This window comes from Bradyrhizobium sp. Leaf396, from assembly GCF_001424605.1.
Taxonomy (GTDB): Bacteria; Pseudomonadota; Alphaproteobacteria; order Rhizobiales; family Xanthobacteraceae; genus Bradyrhizobium; species Bradyrhizobium japonicum_C.
This window is the reverse complement of the sequence record NZ_LMQJ01000014.1, coordinates 31,624-53,034: the sequence shown is the minus strand read 5'-3', so window position 1 is coordinate 53,034 and position 21,411 is coordinate 31,624. Positions and strand designations below refer to the sequence as shown.

General features: G+C 63.6%; 21 protein-coding genes and 1 pseudogene. 14 read left to right on the top strand and 8 right to left on the bottom strand.

Annotation, left to right across the window (positions count from 1 at the left end):
- The first annotated feature begins 19 nt into the window (after positions 1-19).
- The 3 genes from ASG57_RS15935 to ASG57_RS15925 all read left to right on the top strand — a co-directional run bounded on the left by ASG57_RS15935 (position 20) and on the right by ASG57_RS15925 (position 2,371).
- Complete coding sequence (locus tag ASG57_RS15935) at positions 20-838, top strand: CoA transferase subunit A (RefSeq protein WP_057196816.1); 819 nt, start codon at positions 20-22, stop codon at positions 836-838.
- The gene (locus ASG57_RS15930) at positions 839-1,582 is read left to right on the top strand and encodes a CoA transferase (RefSeq protein WP_024339026.1); all 744 of its coding nucleotides are present in this window, start codon (positions 839-841) and stop codon (positions 1,580-1,582) included.
- Positions 1,583-1,792: 210 nt separating this feature from the next.
- Positions 1,793-2,371, top strand: a complete 579-nt coding sequence (locus tag ASG57_RS15925; protein WP_024339027.1) for a hypothetical protein — start codon at positions 1,793-1,795, stop codon at positions 2,369-2,371.
- A gap of 3 nt (positions 2,372-2,374) precedes the next feature.
- Here the strand turns inward: ASG57_RS15925 and ASG57_RS15920 are convergent, their stop codons facing one another.
- Together ASG57_RS15920 and ASG57_RS15915 are read right to left on the bottom strand one after the other, a co-directional pair.
- Positions 2,375-3,934: an oleate hydratase gene (locus tag ASG57_RS15920; RefSeq protein WP_057196815.1), complete on the bottom strand. Its 1,560-nt coding sequence runs from the start codon at positions 3,932-3,934 to the stop codon at positions 2,375-2,377.
- Positions 3,935-4,028: 94 nt separating this feature from the next.
- Positions 4,029-5,855, bottom strand: coding sequence for an AMP-dependent synthetase/ligase (locus ASG57_RS15915; protein ID WP_057196814.1), 1,827 nt, complete (start codon positions 5,853-5,855; stop codon positions 4,029-4,031).
- A gap of 360 nt (positions 5,856-6,215) precedes the next feature.
- Here ASG57_RS15915 and ASG57_RS15910 point away from each other — a divergent pair, with 360 nt between their 5' ends.
- Positions 6,216-6,527, top strand: a complete 312-nt coding sequence (locus tag ASG57_RS15910; RefSeq protein WP_024339030.1) for a hypothetical protein — start codon at positions 6,216-6,218, stop codon at positions 6,525-6,527.
- Positions 6,528-6,570: 43 nt separating this feature from the next.
- Here the strand turns inward: ASG57_RS15910 and ASG57_RS15905 are convergent, their stop codons facing one another.
- The 4 genes from ASG57_RS15905 to ASG57_RS15890 form a co-directional block, all read right to left on the bottom strand.
- Positions 6,571-7,854 carry a flavin monoamine oxidase family protein gene (locus ASG57_RS15905; RefSeq protein WP_057196813.1) on the bottom strand — a complete coding sequence of 428 codons (1,284 nt, stop codon included), beginning with the start codon at positions 7,852-7,854 and terminating at the stop codon, positions 6,571-6,573.
- 8 nt (positions 7,855-7,862) lie between these two features.
- Positions 7,863-8,570, bottom strand: a complete 708-nt coding sequence (locus ASG57_RS15900) for a RibD family protein (protein WP_057196854.1) — start codon at positions 8,568-8,570, stop codon at positions 7,863-7,865.
- Positions 8,571-8,589: 19 nt separating this feature from the next.
- Complete coding sequence (locus ASG57_RS15895) at positions 8,590-9,264, bottom strand: FABP family protein (protein ID WP_057196853.1); 675 nt, start codon at positions 9,262-9,264, stop codon at positions 8,590-8,592.
- Between the two features lie 186 nt (positions 9,265-9,450).
- Positions 9,451-9,699, bottom strand: a complete 249-nt coding sequence (locus ASG57_RS15890; RefSeq protein WP_057196812.1) for a hypothetical protein — start codon at positions 9,697-9,699, stop codon at positions 9,451-9,453.
- A gap of 294 nt (positions 9,700-9,993) precedes the next feature.
- On the opposite strand from ASG57_RS15890, the gene ASG57_RS15885 reads away from it, so the two are divergent.
- From ASG57_RS15885 to ASG57_RS15870, 4 genes are all read left to right on the top strand, one after another.
- Positions 9,994-10,539, top strand: a complete 546-nt coding sequence (locus ASG57_RS15885) for a sigma-70 family RNA polymerase sigma factor (protein WP_057196852.1) — start codon at positions 9,994-9,996, stop codon at positions 10,537-10,539.
- Positions 10,536-11,177 carry a ChrR family anti-sigma-E factor gene (locus ASG57_RS15880; protein ID WP_024339036.1) on the top strand — a complete coding sequence of 214 codons (642 nt, stop codon included), beginning with the start codon at positions 10,536-10,538 and terminating at the stop codon, positions 11,175-11,177. The genes ASG57_RS15885 and ASG57_RS15880 overlap by 4 nt, the downstream gene beginning before the upstream one ends.
- 78 nt (positions 11,178-11,255) lie before the next feature.
- On the top strand, positions 11,256-11,840 hold the full coding sequence (locus ASG57_RS15875; RefSeq protein WP_024339037.1) for an RNA polymerase sigma factor: 585 nt from the start codon (positions 11,256-11,258) through the stop codon (positions 11,838-11,840).
- A 17-nt stretch (positions 11,841-11,857) separates the two neighbouring features.
- Positions 11,858-12,160, top strand: coding sequence for a hypothetical protein (locus ASG57_RS15870; RefSeq protein WP_156402711.1), 303 nt, complete (start codon positions 11,858-11,860; stop codon positions 12,158-12,160).
- Between the two features lie 58 nt (positions 12,161-12,218).
- Here the strand turns inward: ASG57_RS15870 and ASG57_RS15865 are convergent, their stop codons facing one another.
- Positions 12,219-12,620, bottom strand: a complete 402-nt coding sequence (locus ASG57_RS15865) for a DUF2177 family protein (protein WP_024339039.1) — start codon at positions 12,618-12,620, stop codon at positions 12,219-12,221.
- 164 nt (positions 12,621-12,784) lie between these two features.
- Positions 12,785-13,576 (bottom strand): DUF1295 domain-containing protein, encoded by a 792-nt coding sequence (locus tag ASG57_RS15860; protein ID WP_057196810.1) that lies wholly within the window; start codon positions 13,574-13,576, stop codon positions 12,785-12,787.
- Between the two features lie 170 nt (positions 13,577-13,746).
- Here ASG57_RS15860 and ASG57_RS15855 point away from each other — a divergent pair, with 170 nt between their 5' ends.
- The 6 genes and pseudogenes from ASG57_RS15855 to ASG57_RS15840 all read left to right on the top strand — a co-directional run bounded on the left by ASG57_RS15855 (position 13,747) and on the right by ASG57_RS15840 (position 20,715).
- On the top strand, positions 13,747-15,060 hold the full coding sequence (locus ASG57_RS15855) for an NAD(P)/FAD-dependent oxidoreductase (RefSeq protein WP_057196809.1): 1,314 nt from the start codon (positions 13,747-13,749) through the stop codon (positions 15,058-15,060).
- A gap of 4 nt (positions 15,061-15,064) precedes the next feature.
- Positions 15,065-15,853 (top strand): DUF1365 domain-containing protein, encoded by a 789-nt coding sequence (locus tag ASG57_RS15850; protein WP_057196808.1) that lies wholly within the window; start codon positions 15,065-15,067, stop codon positions 15,851-15,853.
- A gap of 3 nt (positions 15,854-15,856) precedes the next feature.
- On the top strand, positions 15,857-17,074 hold the full coding sequence (locus tag ASG57_RS15845) for an SAM-dependent methyltransferase (protein ID WP_024339042.1): 1,218 nt from the start codon (positions 15,857-15,859) through the stop codon (positions 17,072-17,074).
- A 238-nt stretch (positions 17,075-17,312) separates the two neighbouring features.
- Positions 17,313-17,515, top strand: a pseudogene (locus ASG57_RS38375) (IS5/IS1182 family transposase); the annotation flags it as partial.
- Positions 17,516-17,517: 2 nt separating this feature from the next.
- Complete coding sequence (locus ASG57_RS37835; RefSeq protein WP_502686911.1) at positions 17,518-17,664, top strand: hypothetical protein; 147 nt, start codon at positions 17,518-17,520, stop codon at positions 17,662-17,664.
- Positions 17,665-18,177: 513 nt separating this feature from the next.
- A complete protein-coding gene (locus ASG57_RS15840; protein ID WP_082528980.1) occupies positions 18,178-20,715 on the top strand; it encodes a TonB-dependent receptor in 2,538 nt (845 codons plus the stop codon).
- Positions 20,716-21,411: the final 696 nt, after the last annotated feature.

Sequence of the window (21,411 nt, the reverse complement as noted above, 5' to 3'; positions counted from 1 at the left end):
AACCGACCGGAGGACACCCATGACCGAAATCGTTGCGCTTGAGGCGCTGGCTGCACGTGTCGAATCCGGACAGTCGCTGGCCGTCCCCGTGGACCGCTCCGGCGTCGCGATGGCCGCGACCGCCGCGATCATCGCTGCCGGCATCGACAATCTTCATCTGGTCTGTGTCCCCATCAGCGGCATGCAGGCCGATCTCCTGATCGGCGCCGGCGCAATCAAGACGCTCGAAACCAGTGCCGTCTCGCTCGGTGAGGCCGGTGGCGCGCCGCGCTTCGGTGCTGCAGTGCGGGCCGGCTCCCTGACGCTGCGGGACGCCACCTGTCCCGCCATTCATGCCGGCCTGGTAGCGGCGCAGCACGGCGTGCCCTTCATGCCGATCGCCGGCATAATCGGCAGTGACCTGCTCGAAGTGCGGCCCGACTGGAAGGTGATCGACAGTCCGGTCGGCGAGCCGCGCAAGGTCGTCGTGGTGCCGGCGATCAAACCCGACGTCGCACTGTTTCACGCGCCGGAGGCCGACCGTGCCGGCAATGTCAGGATCGGCCGCTTCCGCGAGCTCGCCACCATGGCCTATGCCGCCAGGCGCACGCTGGTCACCGTCGAACGCATCGTCGACCGCAATTTGCTGGAGACGGAGGATTCCGCCGCCGGCGTCCTGCCTTCGCTCTACGTCGACGCCATCGCGGTCGCCGAGCGCGGCAGCTGGCCGCTCGCGCTGTGGGACGAATATCCCGCGGACGAGGCGGAGATCGCACGCTATACGGCGATGGCGCGCAGCGAAGACGGCTTTCGCGCCTATCTCTCCACGTTCCTGTCACATCGCAAGCAGGTGGCGTAAATGCAGTCCGAGCACGAGCGCCGCGAGCTCCTCATTGCCACTATCGCCGATCTGCTCGACGGCATCCGCCACGTCGCGGTCGGCGCATCGTCGCCAATTCCCGCCGCCGGCGCGATGCTGCTGCGCGCGCGGAACGCGCGCGACGGCAAGCCGCCGGTGCGCATCTCGATTCTCGGCTCGCAGCGGCACAATTTCTTCACCAATGGCGGCATCGAGCTGTTCGACTGCGCCGCGCAAGGCCGCGTCGACGCGTTCTTTCTCGGCGGCGGCCAGATCGACGGCGAAGGCAACATCAATCTCGTCGGCACTGGCGATTATCCGAGAACCGACGTGCGCTGGCCGGGCTCGTTCGGCTCGGCCTATCTTTATCACCTGATCCCGCGCGTGATCCTGTTCCGCGAGGAGCATTCGCCGCGTGTGTTCGTGCCAAAGGTCGATTTCGTCAGCGCCCGGGCAACCACGCCGGAAGTACCCCGCCGCGGCGGCCCCTACGCGCTTCTGACCAACATGGCGCTATTCGATTTCGATCGCGAGGCGGGCGGCTTCGCCTTACGCTCGGTGCATCCGCCCTTTACGCCGGCCGACATCAGGAAGAATACCGGCTTCGACTATGCCGAGCCGGAGGTCGTCCGCGAGACGCCGAGGCCCGATGGCGCAACCCTGGATTTGCTGCGCGGGCAGATTCTCGACGAACTCGCCGAGACTTATCCGGCCTTTGCGCGGAGCATGACGCAGGCGGCGTGAATCGTGCCCGCATCTGCCACGAAAAAAACACCGGCCTAGCGGCAAGTGCCGGCGGACAGGTTGGGCGATCGGGCGAATCGCCGTTGGGGTGACGCGGTGGTATTCCAGGCTGGTCTTACAGAACGAACGGGATCGCGACTCATTCGCGGTTCGATGGCCGCCGGACGAAGCTTTCCGGCCGCCACATCCTATTGTCGCACGAGCCGAACCATGCGCCTCCGCTCAGTGGCGCTTGCCGCCCTCCTCACGACGCTGGCAAGCCCTTGTTTTGCCGAGGCTTCCAAGCCCATCCCGGTCAACAATCCGCAGGCCCAGCAGAACGCCTTCATCGATCTCCTGGCTCTGATGTCCGGCCACTGCAAGACGCTCAAGGTCGCGGGCCGCACCTTCGCGTGCAAGACCGTGGCCTATGCCCACGGCGACAAGGGTCGGGTCAACTTCGCGGTCGCGGTCGACGACCCCTCCGACGACAGCCATGTGGTGTCGTTCTCCGGGGAGAACGGCAAGCGCGCCGACGACAATTCCTACGAGCTGCCGATCGACCGCATGCTGCTCAATTCCAAGGACCGCCCCAGGGTCGACGGCCTGCCGGTGCCGGCCGAGCAGACCTCTACAGGCATCTGCCGCCAGACCGGCAATTTCGCCGCCAAGAAGGTGAACGACGTCACCTGTTCGGCCACCGACAACCAGGGTCGCAAATACGAGCTCTTGTTCGTTTCCGACGGCACGCCGGTCAGCGTGCGCCGTATCCGCCAGTCGGCACCGTCGATCCAGGACCCGTTCAAGTAGTGATCACGTGAACGCTTTCTCCAGCGTCGCGAAGATCACCGACAACGACTTGTCGTGCCGCGTCACCGGCGGCACCGGGCGGTCGATCTTCATGAGCTGATAGACCGCCATCTGCGCCGCACGTACCGAATATTCAACGGTGAACACGACGTCGTCGGGGATTTCGACGAACTGGCTGACGAAGGCGAGATTGACGGAATTCCTGGGCACCGGCAGCGGCCGGTCGGCCAGATTGCGCGGCATGAACATGCTGGTGATGTAGGGCATGCGGCAGGGAATGCAGATCGCATCCTCCAGCACGACGGGATCGAAGTTCAGATGGCCGCAGAGCTCCTTCAGGATCTCGGCACCGCCGCAATCCGACATCGGCTTGGCGACGAAATTGCCGACGCGGTCGGGATGCAGCGCGTAGCCCCAGAACACCTGCACATTCTTCGGCTGACCCGCGAAATGAGGCTGGTGATAGAGCACAACCGACATCAGCCAGTTGGAGTCCTTGAACGTGACGAGGCCGCCGGTGCCGGCCCTGTTGCCCGAGAACGCTTCCATCCGGTCGAAGAACCGGGGATCGCGGCAGGTGACGGTGAAGGACAGCCAATAGGATTCGGGGATCGAACTGTTGAATACCGACGGGTTGCCGAACTCGGGACGTCCCTGCGCGATCGTCTCCCACAGCGACCAGCCCTGGCTGTCGGCCTTGGTCAGGCGCGGTGGCGGCTCGGTCATCGAGCCGAGGCTCGAGGCGTCCGTCATCGAGCCGTTCTGGAAGAACACGATGTCGTCGTCTTCGAGCCGGACATTGGCCGTGCGGCTGTCGCGGTCGAGCGTGAGCTGGCGCACGCGCAAGCGCGCCCCGTCGGTCTCGAACGCCATGTCGGTGACGCGCGTGCCGCGCACGAACTGCACGCCCTGGCGCTTGAGCCAGTCGGCGAGCGGCCGCACGATCGCGTCATACTGGTTGTAGACGGTGCGCTTGACGCCGCCGAGCGTCTCGATGCGCGGAAACTCGTTCATGAAGCGGTGCAGATAACGCTTCAGCTCGATCGCGCTGTGCCAGGGCTGGAAAGCGAAGGTGGTCTGCCACATGTACCAGAAATTGGACTCGAAGAACCCGGGCGACAGCCAGTCGGTGATGCGGCTGTTGCCGAGCGCCTCCTCCGAAGCTTCGGTGAGCCGCAGCAGCTCGAGCCGGTCGCGCGCGGAAAAGCCCATATGCGAGACGTCGATCTTGAAGCGGTTGCGGTCGACCAGGCGTGCCCTGGAGTGCGCCGGGTTCTCCACGTTGAACGCGACCGTTTCGTCGCGCACGCTGAGACCGGGATGCTCGAGCGAGGGAATGCTCGAGAGCAGATCCCAGGTGCATTCGTAGTGGTCGGTGGTGAGCATGCGTCCGCCCCGCAGCGAATAGGCGCCGTTCGCGAGCTGCGCGCCGTCGAGGCTGCCGCCGACCAGCGGCTGCGCCTCATAGATCACGATGTCGCGTCCCGGCAGCTGCGCATCGCGCACGAGGAACGCCGCGCCTGCGAGCGATCCGATGCCACCGCCGATGAAATACGCCTTCATGACTTGCCTCGATTGCAGTTCGAATGCCGCAGCAAGATTGCATCGTGCGGCGGGCGCCAGAGTTGCGCTGGATCAAGGGGAAGGCGAGGCGCAATCACGTCGACGTTATCGGGGTCGGCTTCCTGGCGTAGATCTGCTCGATTTCTGCGGCGAAGCGGCGTTCCAGCGCGGGACGCTTGTTCTTCAGTGTCGGCGTGAGCAGGCCCGCGGCAATGGTCCACGGATCCAACGTCCACCATACAGCACGCGGTGTCGCATAGGACGGATAGGCTTTCACGGCTGCCGCAATTCTGGCCAGCAGCGCGGCGCGCTCCGCCGCGTCGCCTTGCTCGCCGCTTGCAGCGAGCCTTTCCTTCTCCTGCGTCCAGGCTTTTGCATTCAGCACGACCAGCGCGGCGAGGAACGGCCGCTGTTCGCCGATCACCAGCGCCTGCTCGAACAAGGGATCGGCGAGAATCGCAGTCTCCAGATCCACCGGCGCGATCTTCTCGCCCGTGGATGTCACGAGAATGTCCTTGATGCGTCCCGTGATGGTGATGCGCCCGTTCTCAATGCGGGCCTGGTCGCCGGTGTGCAGCCAGCCGTCGGCCTCCTTCACCCTGCGCGTCTCCTCCGGCTTGCGCCAGTAGCCAAGCATCACGCTGGGGCCGCGAACGAGCAGCTCATCGAGATCGCCGAGCCTGACCTCGAGCCCGTCGAGGACGCGGCCGACCGAGCGCGGATCGTTGTCCTCGGGCGTATTGACGGACACGACCGGCGAGGTCTCGGTCATGCCGTAGCCCTGAAGGATGTCGAGCCCCAGCGCGAGAAACAGCCCGATCACGGGCTCTGCAATCGGAGCGCCACCGGAGACCGCAACGCGCAGGCGTCCGCCGAACTGGGCCAAGACCTTGTTGGCGACGAAACGCTTCAGGGCCGGCCAGGCGAGCCGGTCGAACAGCGACATTGAGCCTCGCCCCTGGCGCGCATCGAAGCGCCGGCCCCCGACGGCAAGCGCAAGATCGAGCAGCGTGCGCTCTGCGCCGCCGGCCGCCGCGCGGCGTTGCATGATCAGGGCGTAGATGCGCTCATAGATGCGCGGCACCGAGACCAGTACAGTCGGCCGCACCGTCTTCAGGTCTTCCGCGAGCTGCTGCACCGAGCGCGCATAGGCGACGCAGGCTCCTATCGCGATCGGATAATAGTAGCCCCCGGTCCGCTCGAAGGTGTGCGAGAGCGGCAGGAAGGACAGGAAGACATCGTTCGGCACGGCTGCGATGCGTCGCGCGACGGCCTTCACATTGGCGATGATGTTGCCGTGCGACAGCATCACGCCCTTGGGCCGACCGGTCGTGCCCGAGGTGTAGACGATGGCGGCAAGGTCATTTGGCTCGACCGTGACGTCAGCCAGCGGCGCTCCCGCGTCGGCGGCCTGCGCCAGCCAGCTGTCGAGCGCGACGATGCGGGCATCGACAGCAGTGAGCCCCGTCCCGTCCGCGCAGACGATGCGCTTGAGATGGTCGAGCGGCTGGCCGGTGGCCGCGATCGCCTGCCAGCGCGCCAGCGTGTCGACGAACAGCAGCAGCGCGCCGGAATCTGCGAGGATATAGGCGATGCTGTCGGGGTTATCCACGGCATGCATCGGCACCGGCACGAGGCCGCGCGCCAGCGCCGCCTGATCCATCGCAACATGTGCAATGCCGTTTGGCATCAGGATGGCGAGGCGCTCGCCGGGCGCGAACCCCTCGGCGGCCAGTGCCCGCCGCCAGCGCTCGAACTCCGCATCGATCTGCCGCCAGGACCGGCTGACCCAGCGCCCGGCGGCAACATCGAAATGGCGATAGGCCTCCGCCTCCGGCGTCGCTTGAACGCGCCAGCGCAGGAGCTCCGGCAATGTCGTCACGTCAGCGAGTGACTGCGGTTGAATGATCGGCACCAGCATGGCGTCCTTTAGTTCTGCTCCCCGTGAGGCTCACGGCTAGAATATCCCCTGCCTACCATTCGCACCTTGATCCTCAGCAAGGTTGCCCCACCAGCATGGAGCGCACTCGGCCGAAGAAATCATGCGATGGTGTCCGCATTTTCGCCTGGAGACACCGCAAGCGTTAATCGCGAGACGAGACATCGCGGCGGGAGAAACGCGAAACGCCCTGACGCGACATGGACGCGCGTCCGCTGATCGTTCACACACATGAACACGCGTTCATCGGAACCCGGTGTCTGCGTCGTTTCGACGCCCGCGCTAAGCGGAACGCCCGACGCGCACAGCTGTTGTTGCACGATATCCAACTGGAGTGATGACATGAAGTATCTCATTGTCGCGATGACCGTCGGTGCCGCGGTGCTTGCCGGTGGATCGGCGGCGAACGCGGCCGGCAGCAGCGCGAGCGGCAAGCAGACCGCGCAGGAAAGCCAGACGACCGACATCAGCGCGCATCGCAGGCATCATCGCTGGCACGGCCACCGCCATCACTGGCGGCACCGTCACGGCTATCACCGGCCCCATTACAGAAGCTACGGCTATTACCCGCGCCACGGCTATTATGGCCGCGGGCCCGGGTACTACGGCGGCGGTCCCGGCGTGACCTTCAGCTTCGGCGGCGGACGCTGGTAAGCCAGACACTGGTACGACAAAAGGCCCGCAGAGATGCGGGCCTTTACTTTTGCTCTTCCCGCAACAGCGTCCCCGCCGTCTCCAGGCCACTCGCCAGCGCCGCCTCGACCGTGCCCATGTCGCGGCCGCGATAGAGCGCTTCGCCGGAGAACAGCACGGGGCCATCGTCGGTGCGCGCAAGGATCGCCTGCGCCTCCCGGGTCCGCGGTGTCGCCCACGAATAGGCGCCGCGCGCGTAGCGATCATGGCTCCAGTTTGTCGCAGCCGCCGCCATGAGCTCGCGCGCGATGTCCCCGCGCACCATTCCGAAAATGCCAGCGAGCGAACCGAGACCGGCATCGATCAGCCCCTGCGAATCGAGGCTGTCCAGCTCCGCGACACGCGGCCCCCCGATCCAGCCCGTGAGCACGGGCCGCAGGTCCGGATATTGCGTCCACCACACAGGGATCGTCTCGTCGGACAACAGGAAGGTCATGTTCGCGAGCTCTTCCTTGCGCTCGCGCCACCACGGCCGCGCGAAACGCAGCAGGATCTTGATGACATTGCCGAAGCCGATGTCATCGGTCGCCGCAAGCCTTGTGCGCGCGCTCGCCGGCAGCGCGATCTCCCGCAGCAGCGGCAGCGGCACGGTGAGGATCACGCGATCGCAGCTGTGCAGGTCGCCGCCGGCGCAGCGAACGACGGCTGCGCCGCTCTCCTCCGTGATAGCCGATACGGCGCAACCGAGATGAATGGTGACGCCGTGCCTGCGGCACTCGGCCGCCAGGAAATCGATCATCGTGCCATAGCCGCCATCGATGCGCGCCTGCAGAGCGTGCCCGCCGTCCATCCATTCCGCACGCAGTGCCAGCGTTGACGCGCGCTCAGGGTCGGCCGCGTCGTAACCCTCGACCATCCGTTCGATCGAACGGCGCATCGGCGCATAATCATCGCCGGCAAAATGCCGGCGCAGGAAGTCGGCCACCGTGAGGTCGTCCTTGAGCTCCCTCAGCACGGCCCGAAGCTCCGCCTCATGGGCTTGGTGGCGATCCTCGCGCGCGAACGTTGTGCCGTGAAAGCTCCACGGCTCGCCTTCGATCTCCTGGAGCGACAGCCCGGCGTCGCGCAGGAGTGCGCGTGTGACCGGCGCCTCGCCATGGACGAATTCAGCACCGCCATCGGCGGGATAGCCGAACTCCGACGCCGGCAACGGATGAATGCGGCCGCCGCAGCGCTGGCGCGCTTCGAGAATTGTTACCTTGCGGCCGGCGCGCGCCAGCTCGCGCGCCGCCATCAGGCCGGCTGCGCCGGCGCCCACGACGACAATGTGCTCGGCCATGTCGGACATCGCCGCCCTTATCGGCTCACGGCTTGCGGATCGTTTTTGATCAGATAGCGCAGCAGCAGGACGCCGCCGCCGAGCTCGCGCGTGCTCTCCAGCGTCATCGCGGTGATCGGCGCGCGCCGGTCACTGTCCGCCTCCGTCGAGTCGAACACGAACGGGGCGCCTTTCGCGCCGTCGATGGCGGGGCTGAGGATCAGATTGAATTCGTCGATGAGGCCGGCGCGCAGGAACGCGCCGTTGGCGATGCCGCCCCCCTCGACCAACAGACGCTTCACGCCCAGCTCGCGGGCGAGAATGTCCAGCGTCAACGCGAGGTCGATCTCGGACGTGCCGGCAAAGATGTAGGACACGCCTTCGCCCCGCAGGCCGTCGAGATGCGAATCCGGCACGCTCTCGGTCAGCACGACGACGATCGGATCGCCGCCGATATCCGAGCGGCCCCAGCCGATCTTGCCCTCTGCATCGAGGACGATGCCATAGGTTTTCGCGCCGCGCTGCGCGAACCAGTTTTCGCGGGGGAAGATCGCCTCGCTCGCTGGATAGGGCTTGCCCTTGGCGAACTCCGACCCGGTGACACGGCCGATCACCCAGGCATCGCCGCCGAGCTCGTCATGAATCTTCTCGAACCAATCCGGGCCTGCACCCTTAGGACGCCAGCGGCTGGGATGCGTGCGGCCGTCGAGGCTGGAGTGCATGAGACAAACGACATAAGGCTTCATATGGTTCTCCATGCCGCGCTCAGGCCGCCGATCCGGCGCCACCTGCATTTTCCCCGGCGCGACCGTTCACGATCACCGCCAGTGGATTGGGCTTCGGCGGTGTGACGAGCTGGAGCGTGTTGGTGTCGCGATGATTGAACGGCGCGCCGCGGACGAACAACTCGGTCTGGATCAGATAGGTCCAGCTGCCGTCGTCGTTGAAAGTGATGTCGCAGCGGTAAGCATCGGTGCGGAAGGCTTGCTCCAGGAAATCGGTCGAGCAGATCCCGTAGGCGGTCTCGCCGCGCTTGGCCGTGACCGAGATTGCCCTATCCTCCGGCCCGCCCTTGCCCGAGGCCAGCAGCACCTGCCCGCGCGGGATCGCCAGCGTCTGCATGATCAATCCGGTCGCCGGCTCCCACAGCCAGTAGCCGACCTGGTCGTGGAAGGTGATGTCTTCCTCGGGCGTGTTGATGTGGATGTGATAGCGCAGCCCGTACAGAAGCTGCGGCCCGTTGGCCTGCGGATCGATTGGATCCATGCGGATGCGCTCGATGAAGATCCGCTGCTCCGGCCCTTCCGCCTTCGGATTGATGTCGATGCCCTTGTCGGCCTGCCAGGTCCCGGCGAGACGGCGAAGCGGGCCAAGATTGGCAAGTCCGTCGGGCGAGACGTCCTCGGGCTCGGTGAAGATATCGGCGGGAATGGGGAGCATGGAGGCCTCGCGGGGATTGCAGAGGCCAGCCATATCACAGGCAGGCGTGGCGTGAACTCAAGTGTTGCCGCCGGCAAAGCGCCGGCGGCATGCGATGATGCTCATCGCATCCCGCGCCCACGGTCGACGCTGCCGCCAGCCGGCCGACCAGGTCTTCGAAGCTTCCCGTGCAACCGCGGACCGGCCTCACGCCGCTTGCGACGTCGATCTCGCACGCTGCTCGAGCACGCCGATGGTCGCGACCAGGTTATCGCGCCGGGCGCGAAGGTTGGCCGCGAGTAGCGGGTAGGTCGGCTGGTGGGGGTCGAACACCCCGGCACGAGCCTCTTCCTCGAGAATGTCGGTGTTGATCAGCCGGACGCGCCACCACAGATCGGCGATCAACGCGTCGAGCCGGAGTTCATCAGCAGCACCAGAACGGGACACTTCCTGCATCGCTTGCCTCAACCTGAAACGGCCTCTTCGCCGAGGCCTGGGCTTGGTCTTGACTGAGCAAGCGGAGTGCCAGCACGGCCGGCTTCGCGGGTATGCGCTTGGGAACCGAGAATTGCGGATTCGCGGTGATCTGGCGCCGGTTCCCGGTCGTTCTTAGCCTCAGAGGTCGCTTGTCGAGGCGCTATGATCGCTGCTATCCGGGCTTTAGACGTGCCAATCCGGGCCGAGGCGGGTTTGCCCCGGAGGCTCGAGGCGCGGCTGTCGTTTGGTGCGAGCAGAGGGCCGAAGGCAAAGGTGGACTGGGCTGATTTGATCGGACGCGTTGCCTCTCGCCAAGACCGGGAGGCTTTCAAGCGGCTATTCGAGCATTTCGCCCCCCGCATCAAGGGGCTGATGCAGAAAGCCGGCTGCAGCCCCGACGAAGCGGAAGAGATCACTCAAAACGCGATGATCGCCGTGTGGCGGAAGGCCAGCCTGTTCGACCCGGCAACAGCCGGCGCAGCGGCCTGGATATTCACGATCGCGCGCAATCTGCGGATCGATTTATTCCGGCGCAGAGCACGCGCGGGCCGACTGGAAGACGTCTCTGAGCTGCCTGATGCACCGGACCCCACCGAACCGGCCGATGCGGTCATTTCCCGCGCGCAGGATGCCGCGCGCATCGAGTCCGCCATCAAGCAACTCTCGGCGGAGCAGATTGCGGTCGTCAGGCTGTCGTTCATTGAGGAGAAGGCACACCCTGAAATCGCAAGCCAGCTCGGCATCCCGCTCGGAACGGTCAAGTCGAGGATCAGACTGGCGATGAACCGGTTGAGAGATATTTTGGACGAAGACGCATGACGATCAGCCACCATCCGCCTGAAGAACTTCTGGCCGAGTTCGCCGCCGGCAATCTGGAAGAGGCCCATCAGCTGGTCGTCGGCGTGCATGTGGCGGGATGCACGCGCTGTGCCCGTTTCGTGCGAGCCCTGGAGCAGCTTGCGGGCGCGGCGCTGGAAGAGGTCGAGCCGGTGCCGACCGCGCCGGATGCGTTCGACCGCATCATGTCGCGAATTGATGAGCTTCCGGAAGACACAAAGGCGCCTCCCCCCGCGTCCGTTACGGACAATGATGTTCCGCCCGCTCTCCGAAACTATCGGATCGGCAAGCGCCGGCGCGTCGCGCCCGGCCTGAGCATGCGGCCGATCGAGCTTTCCGGTTCCGGCAAGGCCCGCGCCTTTCTGCTTCGGTCCGCGCCGGGCTCGCGCATGCTCGAACACACGCACACCGGCACCGAGCTCACTCTCGTGCTCGAGGGCAGCTTCAGTCACGAGGGCGGACGCTTTGGTCCCGGCGACTTCGACTACGGCGACGACGAGGTCGAGCATCGTCCTATCGTTGGCGATGAGGGCCCCTGTGTCTGCCTGGTCGCAATGACCGGCGACCTGCGCATGAACGGCTTGCTCGGCCGTCTGATCGGCCCGTTCGTGCGACTGTGATTCTCTTGCGATCTCTCCTCTGGAGTGATCCGGGCCTGCACCTGAAGCGTTCTGAAAGAAACGCAAGGGAGACAGGGCATGGCCTGTTCGAGCCTCGCACGTCAGGTGCAGAGCGAAAGGTTATCCGAACTGCTCGCACGCGTTGCCTCAGGTGAGACGCGGGCTTTCGCGGAGCTTCACACGCTGACACGAGGCAGGCTGCGCGCGATCGTGCTGGCCGCAGGAGCCTCGCCTCATGACGTCGACGACATCCTCCAGGAAAGCTTTCTGAAAGTCTGGCGTAACGCCGGCCGGTATGATTCCAGGCGGGCGCCGGTCACGGCCTGGATGTCCACGATTGCCCGGAACACCGCGATCGATCATCTGCGGACTCGGCGACAGCCGACCTTCGAACTGGACGAGGCAGTTTCGGTCCCGGCGGCTTCCGACGCGTCACATGTCGAGGACTTCGACTACGCCCGCGCCGAACCGATCGCGCGGGGGGCACTGGCTCGCTTGCCGGAAGATCGCCGCAGGCTGGTGACCCTGGCCTACCTCGAAGGCGAGAGCCGCGCGAGCTTGTCACGACGCTTCGGTGTGCCGGTCGGCACCATCAAGACGTGGCTGCACCGAACCATCGTGGCCGTTCGCAAGGATTGCCTCGCGGCATCGGCTGCCGCCTGAATCCGGAGGATGCGCGCATGGCCGCGGAGATCATTGAATTCCCCGAGCGTAGGCCTCAGGAGAGACTCGTCTTCTCGGTCGCACGGCTCGAAGCGATGGTGAGAGAAGTCGAGCGCGTTGCAGCCGACGATCCCGAAGCCGGGCTGGATCGATTGCTTGCTGCCACCGAGCGCATCGGTCAACAATTGGTCGATCTCGCAGGCCTCTTGCTTGACGAAGTGACCCGGCTGCAGGCGCAGAGTGCATTTGAATCCCTGGCCGAGAAGATCGCGGAAACCAGAGAAACCTTCGACCAGCTCGGAGGACGAAAGTCGACCTGATCAGCCACGCACGGCTTTCCGAGTTCAAGTCAGCTCTGCGCAGATCTATTTCGCATGCTCAGTGGGCCAGCTTCTGGGCGACCAGGTATCCGATCCAGGAACTGACGCCGGCGAGCAGCGATCCCCAGCAAACGTCCGCGAGCGTAAGCCCGGTCGACCAGTTCCGCAAAGTCGCCTGATTGGTGAGGTCATAGGTGGCATAGGTGAAGCAGCCGAGCATCAGGCCCGACGTGAAAGCGCGCAACGCGCTTCCGTCCTGCTGTGCCGGCAGCACCGCGAACCAGATCAAACCGACGGGATAGAGCAGATAGAAAACTGCGGCGGCTCCCAGGTTGGGCTCGGCCCGCAACATGTCCCCAAGCACCGGCCGGTAAAGCCTCTCAACCATGATCCTGAGCCAGATCATATCGACTGCAACGAAGGTCACGGCCACCGAAAGATAGGTGAAGAGAAGATTCATGTCCGTGGTCCCCCTGCGGTTGCGTCAGGCCGGTTGTCGCGCCGGTCAGAAAATAACGTCTGACGAGCCACACCGGATCACGTCCGCGCACTCACCTCTGCTTGCAGCCCGGTTCAGCAACCTGAACGGCGTCGCGCCGAGACACGGTTTCATCACGGCGCCCGTCAGGGCGGCCATGGGAAGAATGCGTTGGTTCGCGCCTGATAATCCCGGTACAGATCGCCGCGCGACTTCAGCATCTGCTCCTCCAGTGGCGGTATCCCTGTCACATGCACGAGGATCCAGTACATGATCGCTGGCGCCGCCAGGCTGGCCCAACCCCAGGCGTATCCGGGCGCGAGCGCGATGACCGGGTAAGCCAGCCAACCCAGCCACTCGAAGAAATAGTTGGGGTGTCGCGACCACCGCCAGAGCCCCATGTCGCAGACAAGTCCGTGGTTGCATGGGGAGAGCTTGAACCGGCGCAATTGCTGATCCGCCAATCCCTCGCCTGCGATTGCCACTAGAATGATGAAGGCTCCGATATAATCCTGCAGCCGCAATCCAGGTTCGGGAGCGTGGGCGGCGAGGAAGATGGCGAACGGCAGCGGCACTGAAACCAGCGCCTGCGATTGCAGGAACAGGAACATCCGGCGAGGGGCCGCCGCCCCCCACTGGCGCGCATAGTTCGCGTAGCGTGGATCGTCGATGCCTGCCGCGGCGCGGCGCGCGATGTGCGTACCAAGTCGCACCGACCAAAGCAGCGCGAGTGTCGCGACGAGCACACGGCGTTCCGGCGTGCCGTCCTCAAAAGGCCACAGAGCGGCGACCGCACCAACGAGGCCGGTCGCGTAGGACCAGATCGCATCAACCCATCCGGAATTTCCCGTGCGCTGCTGAACGACCCAGGCAAGTCCCATCAGGATACAAAGGGCCAGCGCAATGCCGCCGATCGCCTGCACATGCACAAGAACCATGCCGTCTCCAGGTTAACTTCTCTTCGGTACGTCCGCTGCGGGAACCGGTTTCGCATTCGGTGGCAGGCCTGCGGGTAAAGGGTAAGGTGATCCGCATCATTCCGCCAAACGTTTCCAAATCGATTGTTTCACGACCGTAGCTGACGGTATTGCAGTGGGGGCGACAAGGAATGCGTTTGGCCGTGATCGGGACGGGAATTGCCGGCAATGCTGCCGCGTGGCTCCTGTCGAAACGCCATGCCGTGACAGTGTACGAGCGCGAGCTGCAGCCGGGTGGACATAGCCATACCGTTCGCGTCCTATATGACGGAGAGCCGATCGACGTCGATGTCGGCTTCATCGTGTTCAACGAGGCGAATTATCCGCAGTTGACGGCGCTGTTCGCGCATCTCGGCGTGAGGACCGTCGAGACCTGCATGAGCTTCGCCATGTCGGCCGATCACGGTCGATTCGAATGGCGGGGTGGCGGCGAGACCCTTCTGCAAGCTGCCCGCGGCCTGTTTGCACAACCGCGCAATCTCGGATCGCCGTCATATTTTCGCATGCTGGCCGAAGTGCTGCGGTTCAACCGCCAGAGCGAGACGGACTTGCGCGCCGGCCGGCTGCACGGGCTGACGCTCGGCGACTACCTGCGCAAGGAATCATTCGGGCCGCGCCTGTTCGCCGATTATCTCGGACCGATGGGAGCGGCGATCTGGTCCTCCTCGTCGGCCGACATCCTGTCCTTTCCGGCGGAGAACTTCGTCGCCTTCTTCGACAACCACCGGCTCCTGCATCTGGACCGGCCGCGCTGGCGTACCGTCGAGGGGGGCAGCCGTCGCTATGTCGACAAGCTCACCGCTTTGTTCAAGGACAACATTCGGCTAGGCTGTGCCGTGACGTCGGTCAACCGAGCGGAGCATGGCGTGACCATCCGCGACAGTCATGGCGGTGTGGAAACCTACGATGCCGTGGTGATGGCTTGCCATAGCGACCAGGCTCTCGCGGCACTGTCGGATGCCGACGCCCACGAGCGCTCCATTCTCGGCGCGATCAAGTACGCTCCCAACACCGTCTATCTGCATCGCGATCGCAGTCTCATGCCCAGGCGCCGTCAAGCATGGGGTTCCTGGAACTTCCTGCGATGGCCGCGGCAAACGCCGACCCAAAACGACGTTGCGGTGACGTATTGGATGAATCGGCTGCAGGGCATCGACGACAGCAAGCCGTTGTTCGTCAGCCTCAACCCTCCCTTCGAGCCGGCAGCCCATCTGACATTTGCGAAATTCAGCTTCGCCCATCCTCAATACGACCTGGCTGCGTTTGCGGCGCAGCGACGACTCCCGGCCATTCAGGGGCGTCGCCGGACCTGGTTCTGCGGTGCGTGGACCGGCTACGGCTTTCACGAGGATGGCTTGCAGGCCGGCATCTCCGTTGCCGAGGCACTTGGCAGCACGGTGCCGTGGCGGCATTCTGACTCGCTGCTGATCCAGGCTGCCGAGTAGCACGATGACGCCAACGAAACCGGCCAACGCGGAGAATGCGACAGCGCCGGCAGCGCTCTACTGGGGAAAGGTGATGCACGCGCGCTGGCGGCCCGTGCAGCACAGGTTCACCTATCGCGTGATGAGCCTCTTGATCGACCTTGACCGCTTGAACGAGGCGGATCGCCAGTCCTGGCTATTCGGCATCAACCGAGCAGCCCCCTTCAGCTTCCACGAGTGCGACCACGGCGACGGCAAAGGCGGGTGCCTCAGCCAGCACGCCCGACGACTGGCGGCCGAGCGCGGCGTCGACCTCTCGGGCGGTCGCGTTCTCCTTCTCTGTTATCCCAGCGTTCTGGGCTACGTGTTCAACCCGCTTTCGGTCTATTTCTGCTATGCGGCGTCGGGCGATCTTGCGCTGTTGATCTACGAGGTCCGCAACACCTTCGGCGAGATGCACTCCTACGTCCTGCCCGTGCAGGATGCACGACCGGGCGGCGCAATACGACAGAACCAGGCGAAGGAGTTCTACGTTTCACCCTTCATGGAGATGGGAACACACTACCGCTTCAGCATTTCTCCACCGGCGCAAAACGTGACGGTCAGAATCGTGCAGACGGGCGAGCAAGGCGCGATGTTCGCGGCAGCATTCAGCGGACGACGGCGCGCCCTGAACAGCCGCTCGCTGCTGGCGGCGCTCGTCGCCCTGCCCTTCCTCACGTTCAAGGTGATCGCAGCTATACACTGGGAAGCGATGCGGCTTTGGCTGAAGGGTGTCCCCTACCTGCCCCGCTTGAAACAACGCGAGACTTGAACCATGGACCTCGCTGCCGCTCGTCACTCCGTCCAATTCGATGGTGTTCCATTCCTTGCCCGGCTGGCCCTGCGCCTTGCATCGCAGCTCAGGTACGGCACCGTTCATGTGCGCCTCCCCGACCGGAGAGTTGTTGCTTTGCGCGGCCAGCTTCCGGGTCCATCGGCCACGATCGAACTCAACAATTACAGGTTCGCGCGCAGCCTCGTCCTGGGCGGCGACATCGGCATGGCCGAGGCGTACATAAGAGGCGATTGGACCACGCCCGATCTCACCCAGCTTCTCTATCTGTTCTGTCTCAACGAAGATCTGGTCGACAGCGCCTTTGCCGGGAATGTGCTGGTCCGCCTCTGCCGACGGGCACTTCATCGGCTGCGCCGAAACACGAGACAGGGCTCGAGGCACAACATCCACAGGCACTATGATCTCGGCAACGAGTTCTTCGCGGCGTGGCTCGATACCAGCATGACCTACTCATCGGCTCTGTTCTCGACCGAAACGGCCGACCTGCCCGCCGCTCAACGACACAAGTACGAGCAACTCGCAAAGGCGATCGAATTGCAGCCCGGACAGAGCGTGCTCGAGATCGGATGCGGGTGGGGCGGATTCGCCGAATTTGCCGCGAAGACTTACGGCGCCACCGTGCTGGCACTCACCATCAGCAAGGAGCAGCACGAATTTGCCAGCCGACGAATTCACGAGGCCGGGCTCGCGGAGAAGGTCGAGGTGCGGTTGCAGGATTATCGCGACCAGGACGGTCGCTTCGACCGCATCGCCTCCATCGAGATGATCGAGGCGGTCGGCGAGCAATTCTGGCCGGCCTATTTCAGCCAGCTGTCGCAACGGCTGAAACCGGGCGGCCTGGCGGGCATCCAGGCCATCACCGTTCGCGACGAGCTCTTCGACAGCTATCGGCAGCGCGTGGACTTCATCCAGAGGTACATCTTTCCCGGAGGGATGCTGCCTTCGACCAGCATCCTGCGCACGCTCGGCGAGCGCTTCGAGATGCCCGTCATTCGCGAGCGCCTGTTCGGACAGGACTATGCAAAGACGCTCGCGCTCTGGCGCGACAATTTCAGCCAGGCCTGGAGCGACCTGACCTCGCTCGGCTTCGATGAGCCCTTCCGCCGGCTGTGGGAATATTATCTGTGCTACTGCGAGGCCGGCTTCAGGGCCGGAAAGATCGACGTCGGGCAGCTGGTGTTTGCGCGTCGGAGCTGAGGCGGCTCAGGGCACGGCATCAGGCCAAGGAGAGCGGTGCCTGAGATATTCCCGGAAGAAGTGGTGCGCCATTCAGAACAAAACTACGAACTTGTATATTATTGAAATAGTTATCTAATTTCAAGCAGCCAATGATCGTTTTGGGCCATCCGCCCCCGGGTCCGGAGCGGCTTGTCTCGGGCCGCTATACGCATCGCGTCGCCATCGCCAACAGCCGGCTGACTCGCTCGCCGATGGTAAGGTGAGCGTCGAGTTGCGCCAGTCTTATGCGAGGGTGGGCACTTCGCCCTGATCAAGCATCAGCGCTACGCCCATGCCAAGCTGTTCAAGCGTGCCGGGCGGGCGCTGAAGACGTTGCGCACCTTTCTCGGCCGTGTGATGCGCGACATCAGCCGCAAGATTGCGGGCGACGCCGCGCTTGAGAGGAGGTTTGCCAAGCTGTTATGCTGATGGTGTTCAAGCTCATCCTCGCCGCATTAAAGATCTGGCGGCAGCTCAAAGGCACAAATCATTTGTCGAAACTCATTGCAGGTGTCAGATTCAACGACCGCATCGAGGTCATCCAAAAGCCGGCGAACCGGGTCGCCTGATCACCTTGTCGTCACCCAAATATTCCGCATAGCTCACTCAAGAACGTCAGGTACCCGCGCCCTCGCAATCGAACTGCGCGGCAAGCGTGAGTTTTCGCCTGAGCGCGCCAAGCGTTGTATCGACCGTCGAACAAGCGCGACAGCTCCGACCTACCGACCGGCTCTTCTTAAACTGTTAGCACAAGGTCTTCAAAACGATTCTCGGGGGATTGTCTCACTCCCATACGCCAAGGACAGTGGCGTGCGGGTTACAGTTCGCGCCATACGGAAATCTGCTTACGGCTAAGACGCGCTTCCAAAGTTCGCTAAGGGCAAGTCTCGTCACGCATTCTCATAGGTCGGTTGTTAGAAGCATTCCAATTTGACAGCTACTCCGCGGCAGATTTTAGAAAACCTACAAGTCAGGCCGATTCGAAAAGGGTGTTGCCAGGAATCCATTGCGGACTTCCGGTTCCAATGATCCATTTCATCAAGCGACGAAATCGCGCGAGAAGAGATTGAATTGGGGGCTATATGTTTTGCGTGAAAATACCAAGAACGCTTCGCGTTGGTAAGAACGGGATCAAGTCGACCGCTGAAGAATGCCAATCCGGAAAGGTGTCTGCGGTGGCTGGGCTGATTGCTGTCGCATCGTTCTCCGGCGCAAAAGCCCAGCAATCCGATCTCCCTCCCGTGACGGTCGACGCGCCGATTCAGCGGCCGCGGCCCAAGGCATCGAAGCCGTCACCCGACCAGATCCGGGCTCGCGATGCGCTCCGGCGCGCACCGACCCGGCAAACGACGCAGGCTCCGCCTCCGGCCGCCGGAAGCCGGGCTCCCGATCGCAACCCGTATGCCGATCCGTCCGCTCCCTACAAGGTCGACCATCTACAGGCAGGCGGCAAATTTCCAGAGCCGCTGCTCAATACGCCGAAGACGGTGACCGTTCTCAGCAAGGAGGTGCTCGCGGACAAGAACGCGACATCGCTGAAGCAGGCGATTCTGAGCACGGCCGGCGTCACGCTCGGCACCGGCGAAGGCGGAAATGCCTTTGGCGACCGCTTCTTCATCCGCGGTTTTGACGCGCGCAATGACATCTTCATCGACGGCGTGCGCGATTCCGGCGTCAGCGTGCGCGAGAACTTCTTCACCGAGCAGGTCGAGATCTTGCGCGGTCCGGGCTCGTCATTTGCAGGCCGCGGCACCACCGGCGGCGCGATCAACATCGTAACCAAGCAGGCCACGACCGATGGCAATTTCTACAACATGGACACGACGTTCGGCACCGACAGGACCAAGCGCGTCGTGCTCGACGTCAACCAGGTCATCAACCCGACCTGGGGGGTGCGCGCCGGCGGACTGTTCCAGGATGCCGGCGTGGCCGGCCGGGACTATGTCACCGACAATCGCAACGGCGGCTTTCTGGCAACGACGTGGACGCCGACCGATGCTGTCAAGATCTACGCCAACTACATCCACACCGAGCTGACCGGCTTCCCGGATTTCGGCGTTCCCTATTACCGGCCGAGCACGGCGACTACGGCCGGCGGCCCGTTCCCGGACTTCGGCTCGAACCGCAGGAATTGGTACGGCTTTGTTAACCGCGATTTCTCCCGGACGGGCCAGGACATCGGGACACTCAATGCCGAATTCCAGGTGACGCCCGACGTGCTGATCACCAACAAGTTCCGCGACTCGCACTCGACGCAGAACTACATCGGGACGCTGCCGGAAGCGCCGGTCATTGCCACTCCGCTCTCGGCCTCGACGCTCAGCGCCAACCCGCAGAGCCGCTACCAGGCCACCGACGTGATTGCCAACCAGACCGAGGCGACCTACAAATTTACGGACAATGCCGGCTTCAAGCATACCGCGCTGGGCGGCTTCGAATACGACCGGGAGAGGTCGTCGATCGACCGCTATCTCGGCCTCAGCTCGGAAGCGCTGCCCGGCGGCTTTAGCGGGAACGGTTCGCTGGCGGGCGTGAGCGTGTTCTATCCGCAGTTCACCAACCTCCCCTTCGGTGTGCCGTTTGGCCTCTCGGGATTGCCGACCAAGATCGCGATCGACACCAAGAGCATCTACGTCATCGATTCCGCCAACTACAACGACCTACTGATCCTCAATGGCGGCGTCCGCTATGACGACTACAACATCAAGGTGAACGGCTACGGCACCGTCAACGGCGTCGCCAACGTCTTCGGTCAGCAAGAGCAGCATACGGGGATGCCGAACTTCAACCTCGGCCTGACGCTAAAGCCCTTGCCGAACGGAAGCGTCTACGCCGCCTACGCCACATCGTCGAACCCGGTCGGCGCGGAGTTCGACGGCACCAGCATCCAGTATGGCGGCCTTGCACCGGTGCTGAACGGCAATCCGCCTCAGATCTTCGGTCCGGAGAAGAACAGGGCGATCGAAATCGGCACCAAGTGGGAATTGTTCGACCGGCACGCGCTGCTGACCGCCGCACTGTTCCAGACCGAAAAGGAAAACGCACGCGAGTCACGCAACATCACGGCCGCAACTGCGACCGCGGCGTGTCCCTACCCAGCCGGCACCACCGGTACCGTCTCCTGCCTCAGCGCGGGCGCGGCCTATCGCATCCGCGGCATCGATCTCGGCCTTGGCGGCAACATCACCGACAAATGGAGCGTCATGGCGGGACTCGTGCTGATGCAGTCCGAGGTCACGAAGTCCAACATCCCGCCCGCCAATACCACGCTCTATGCAACCAATGTCGGCCGGCCGCTTGCGAACGTGGCGCACCAGTCGTTGAGCCTGCTCAGCAAATACCAGGTGACTGATGTCTGGGAGCTTGGCGGCCAGGCCGTCTATCGTTCGAAGGTATATGGCGGCACGTTCCTCGCCGCCAACCAAGGCACATCGATCCCGAGCTACTGGCGCTTCGACGCCTTTGCCGAGGCGAAGATCAACCAGAACTGGAAGCTGAAGGTTCACGTCAACAACATCTTCGACAAGCGCTACTACGATGCGCTGTATCAGAGCGCCGCACCGTTCGTCTTCCAAGCTCCAGGACGCGCAGCCTATCTTGTGATTTCAGCGCGATACTAAGTCGGAAAGGTGTGAGCTGGCAGTTGGTCAATTCACGCTATTCACCGCCACGGCGGGATATGCCTATCACACCCAAAAACCACCGCATTTGTTACGATGCACCAAAGAAGTCGCGCTCAGTTCGCTATAAAGCTATAAGCTTGTTTCAGAACGAGTGATTGAGTCGTCCTTCCTTATGGTGAGCCGAAATGAAGCGCGAGCCGGGCCGGGATCGGCTCACTGCTGAAAAACGGAACCGCGCCGCGAAAGAGCGGCAAACGCCCTGCTTCACCCTGGAAATAAATCAGAGGCCGGTGTTGGTTTTCACTGCGCCGTCCTTGTCGAGCGCCATGAGACGCATTTCTGAGGATTGGTTCGTCGAAGAGCTAGGACGAATGCGCTCAGTCGGATGCTCACTTCTGAGAACACGCGACCAACGTCAAATCAGACCTGCGAACCCGGAGGAGGCAACGAGGCTGGAGTTGGAACGTAGCTTGGACCGGGCTCGTGGCGAGGATACGAAGTATGCGTTTGCCTTCCTCATCCCGATCGACAAAGATCCAAACTGACGCGCGTCTAACGACCTCGCGGAGCCGGATTTGTTCCAGCTACGGCTGACGGACGAAACATCGCGGGAGTGGAAAGTACATAAGCGTTGCGGCGATCAATCCGTCCGCAACAGTTCTGGAAATCTGGGGAAAGCACACGCGGATCCCA

What these genes read in the sequence shown, in the direction of transcription:
- ASG57_RS15900 (WP_057196854.1), bottom strand. Translation starts at nt 8,570, where the DNA reads ATGAAGCCTTATGTCGTTTGTCTCATGCACTCCAGCCTCGACGGCCGC.
- ASG57_RS15915 (WP_057196814.1), bottom strand. Translation starts at nt 5,855, where the DNA reads ATGCTGGTGCCGATCATTCAACCGCAGTCACTCGCTGACGTGACGACA.
- ASG57_RS15875 (WP_024339037.1), top strand. Translation starts at nt 11,256, where the DNA reads ATGGCCTGTTCGAGCCTCGCACGTCAGGTGCAGAGCGAAAGGTTATCC.
- ASG57_RS15905 (WP_057196813.1), bottom strand. Translation starts at nt 7,854, where the DNA reads ATGTCCGACATGGCCGAGCACATTGTCGTCGTGGGCGCCGGCGCAGCC.
- ASG57_RS15910 (WP_024339030.1), top strand. Translation starts at nt 6,216, where the DNA reads ATGAAGTATCTCATTGTCGCGATGACCGTCGGTGCCGCGGTGCTTGCC.
- ASG57_RS15860 (WP_057196810.1), bottom strand. Translation starts at nt 13,576, where the DNA reads ATGGTTCTTGTGCATGTGCAGGCGATCGGCGGCATTGCGCTGGCCCTT.
- ASG57_RS15925 (WP_024339027.1), top strand. Translation starts at nt 1,793, where the DNA reads ATGCGCCTCCGCTCAGTGGCGCTTGCCGCCCTCCTCACGACGCTGGCA.
- ASG57_RS15935 (WP_057196816.1), top strand. Translation starts at nt 20, where the DNA reads ATGACCGAAATCGTTGCGCTTGAGGCGCTGGCTGCACGTGTCGAATCC.
- ASG57_RS15880 (WP_024339036.1), top strand. Translation starts at nt 10,536, where the DNA reads ATGACGATCAGCCACCATCCGCCTGAAGAACTTCTGGCCGAGTTCGCC.
- ASG57_RS37835 (WP_502686911.1), top strand. Translation starts at nt 17,518, where the DNA reads ATGCTGATGGTGTTCAAGCTCATCCTCGCCGCATTAAAGATCTGGCGG.
- ASG57_RS15870 (WP_156402711.1), top strand. Translation starts at nt 11,858, where the DNA reads ATGGCCGCGGAGATCATTGAATTCCCCGAGCGTAGGCCTCAGGAGAGA.
- ASG57_RS15850 (WP_057196808.1), top strand. Translation starts at nt 15,065, where the DNA reads ATGACGCCAACGAAACCGGCCAACGCGGAGAATGCGACAGCGCCGGCA.
- ASG57_RS15895 (WP_057196853.1), bottom strand. Translation starts at nt 9,264, where the DNA reads ATGCTCCCCATTCCCGCCGATATCTTCACCGAGCCCGAGGACGTCTCG.
- ASG57_RS15865 (WP_024339039.1), bottom strand. Translation starts at nt 12,620, where the DNA reads ATGAATCTTCTCTTCACCTATCTTTCGGTGGCCGTGACCTTCGTTGCA.
- ASG57_RS15840 (WP_082528980.1), top strand. Translation starts at nt 18,178, where the DNA reads ATGTTTTGCGTGAAAATACCAAGAACGCTTCGCGTTGGTAAGAACGGG.
- ASG57_RS15920 (WP_057196815.1), bottom strand. Translation starts at nt 3,934, where the DNA reads ATGAAGGCGTATTTCATCGGCGGTGGCATCGGATCGCTCGCAGGCGCG.
- ASG57_RS15930 (WP_024339026.1), top strand. Translation starts at nt 839, where the DNA reads ATGCAGTCCGAGCACGAGCGCCGCGAGCTCCTCATTGCCACTATCGCC.
- ASG57_RS15855 (WP_057196809.1), top strand. Translation starts at nt 13,747, where the DNA reads ATGCGTTTGGCCGTGATCGGGACGGGAATTGCCGGCAATGCTGCCGCG.
- ASG57_RS15845 (WP_024339042.1), top strand. Translation starts at nt 15,857, where the DNA reads ATGGACCTCGCTGCCGCTCGTCACTCCGTCCAATTCGATGGTGTTCCA.
- ASG57_RS15890 (WP_057196812.1), bottom strand. Translation starts at nt 9,699, where the DNA reads ATGCAGGAAGTGTCCCGTTCTGGTGCTGCTGATGAACTCCGGCTCGAC.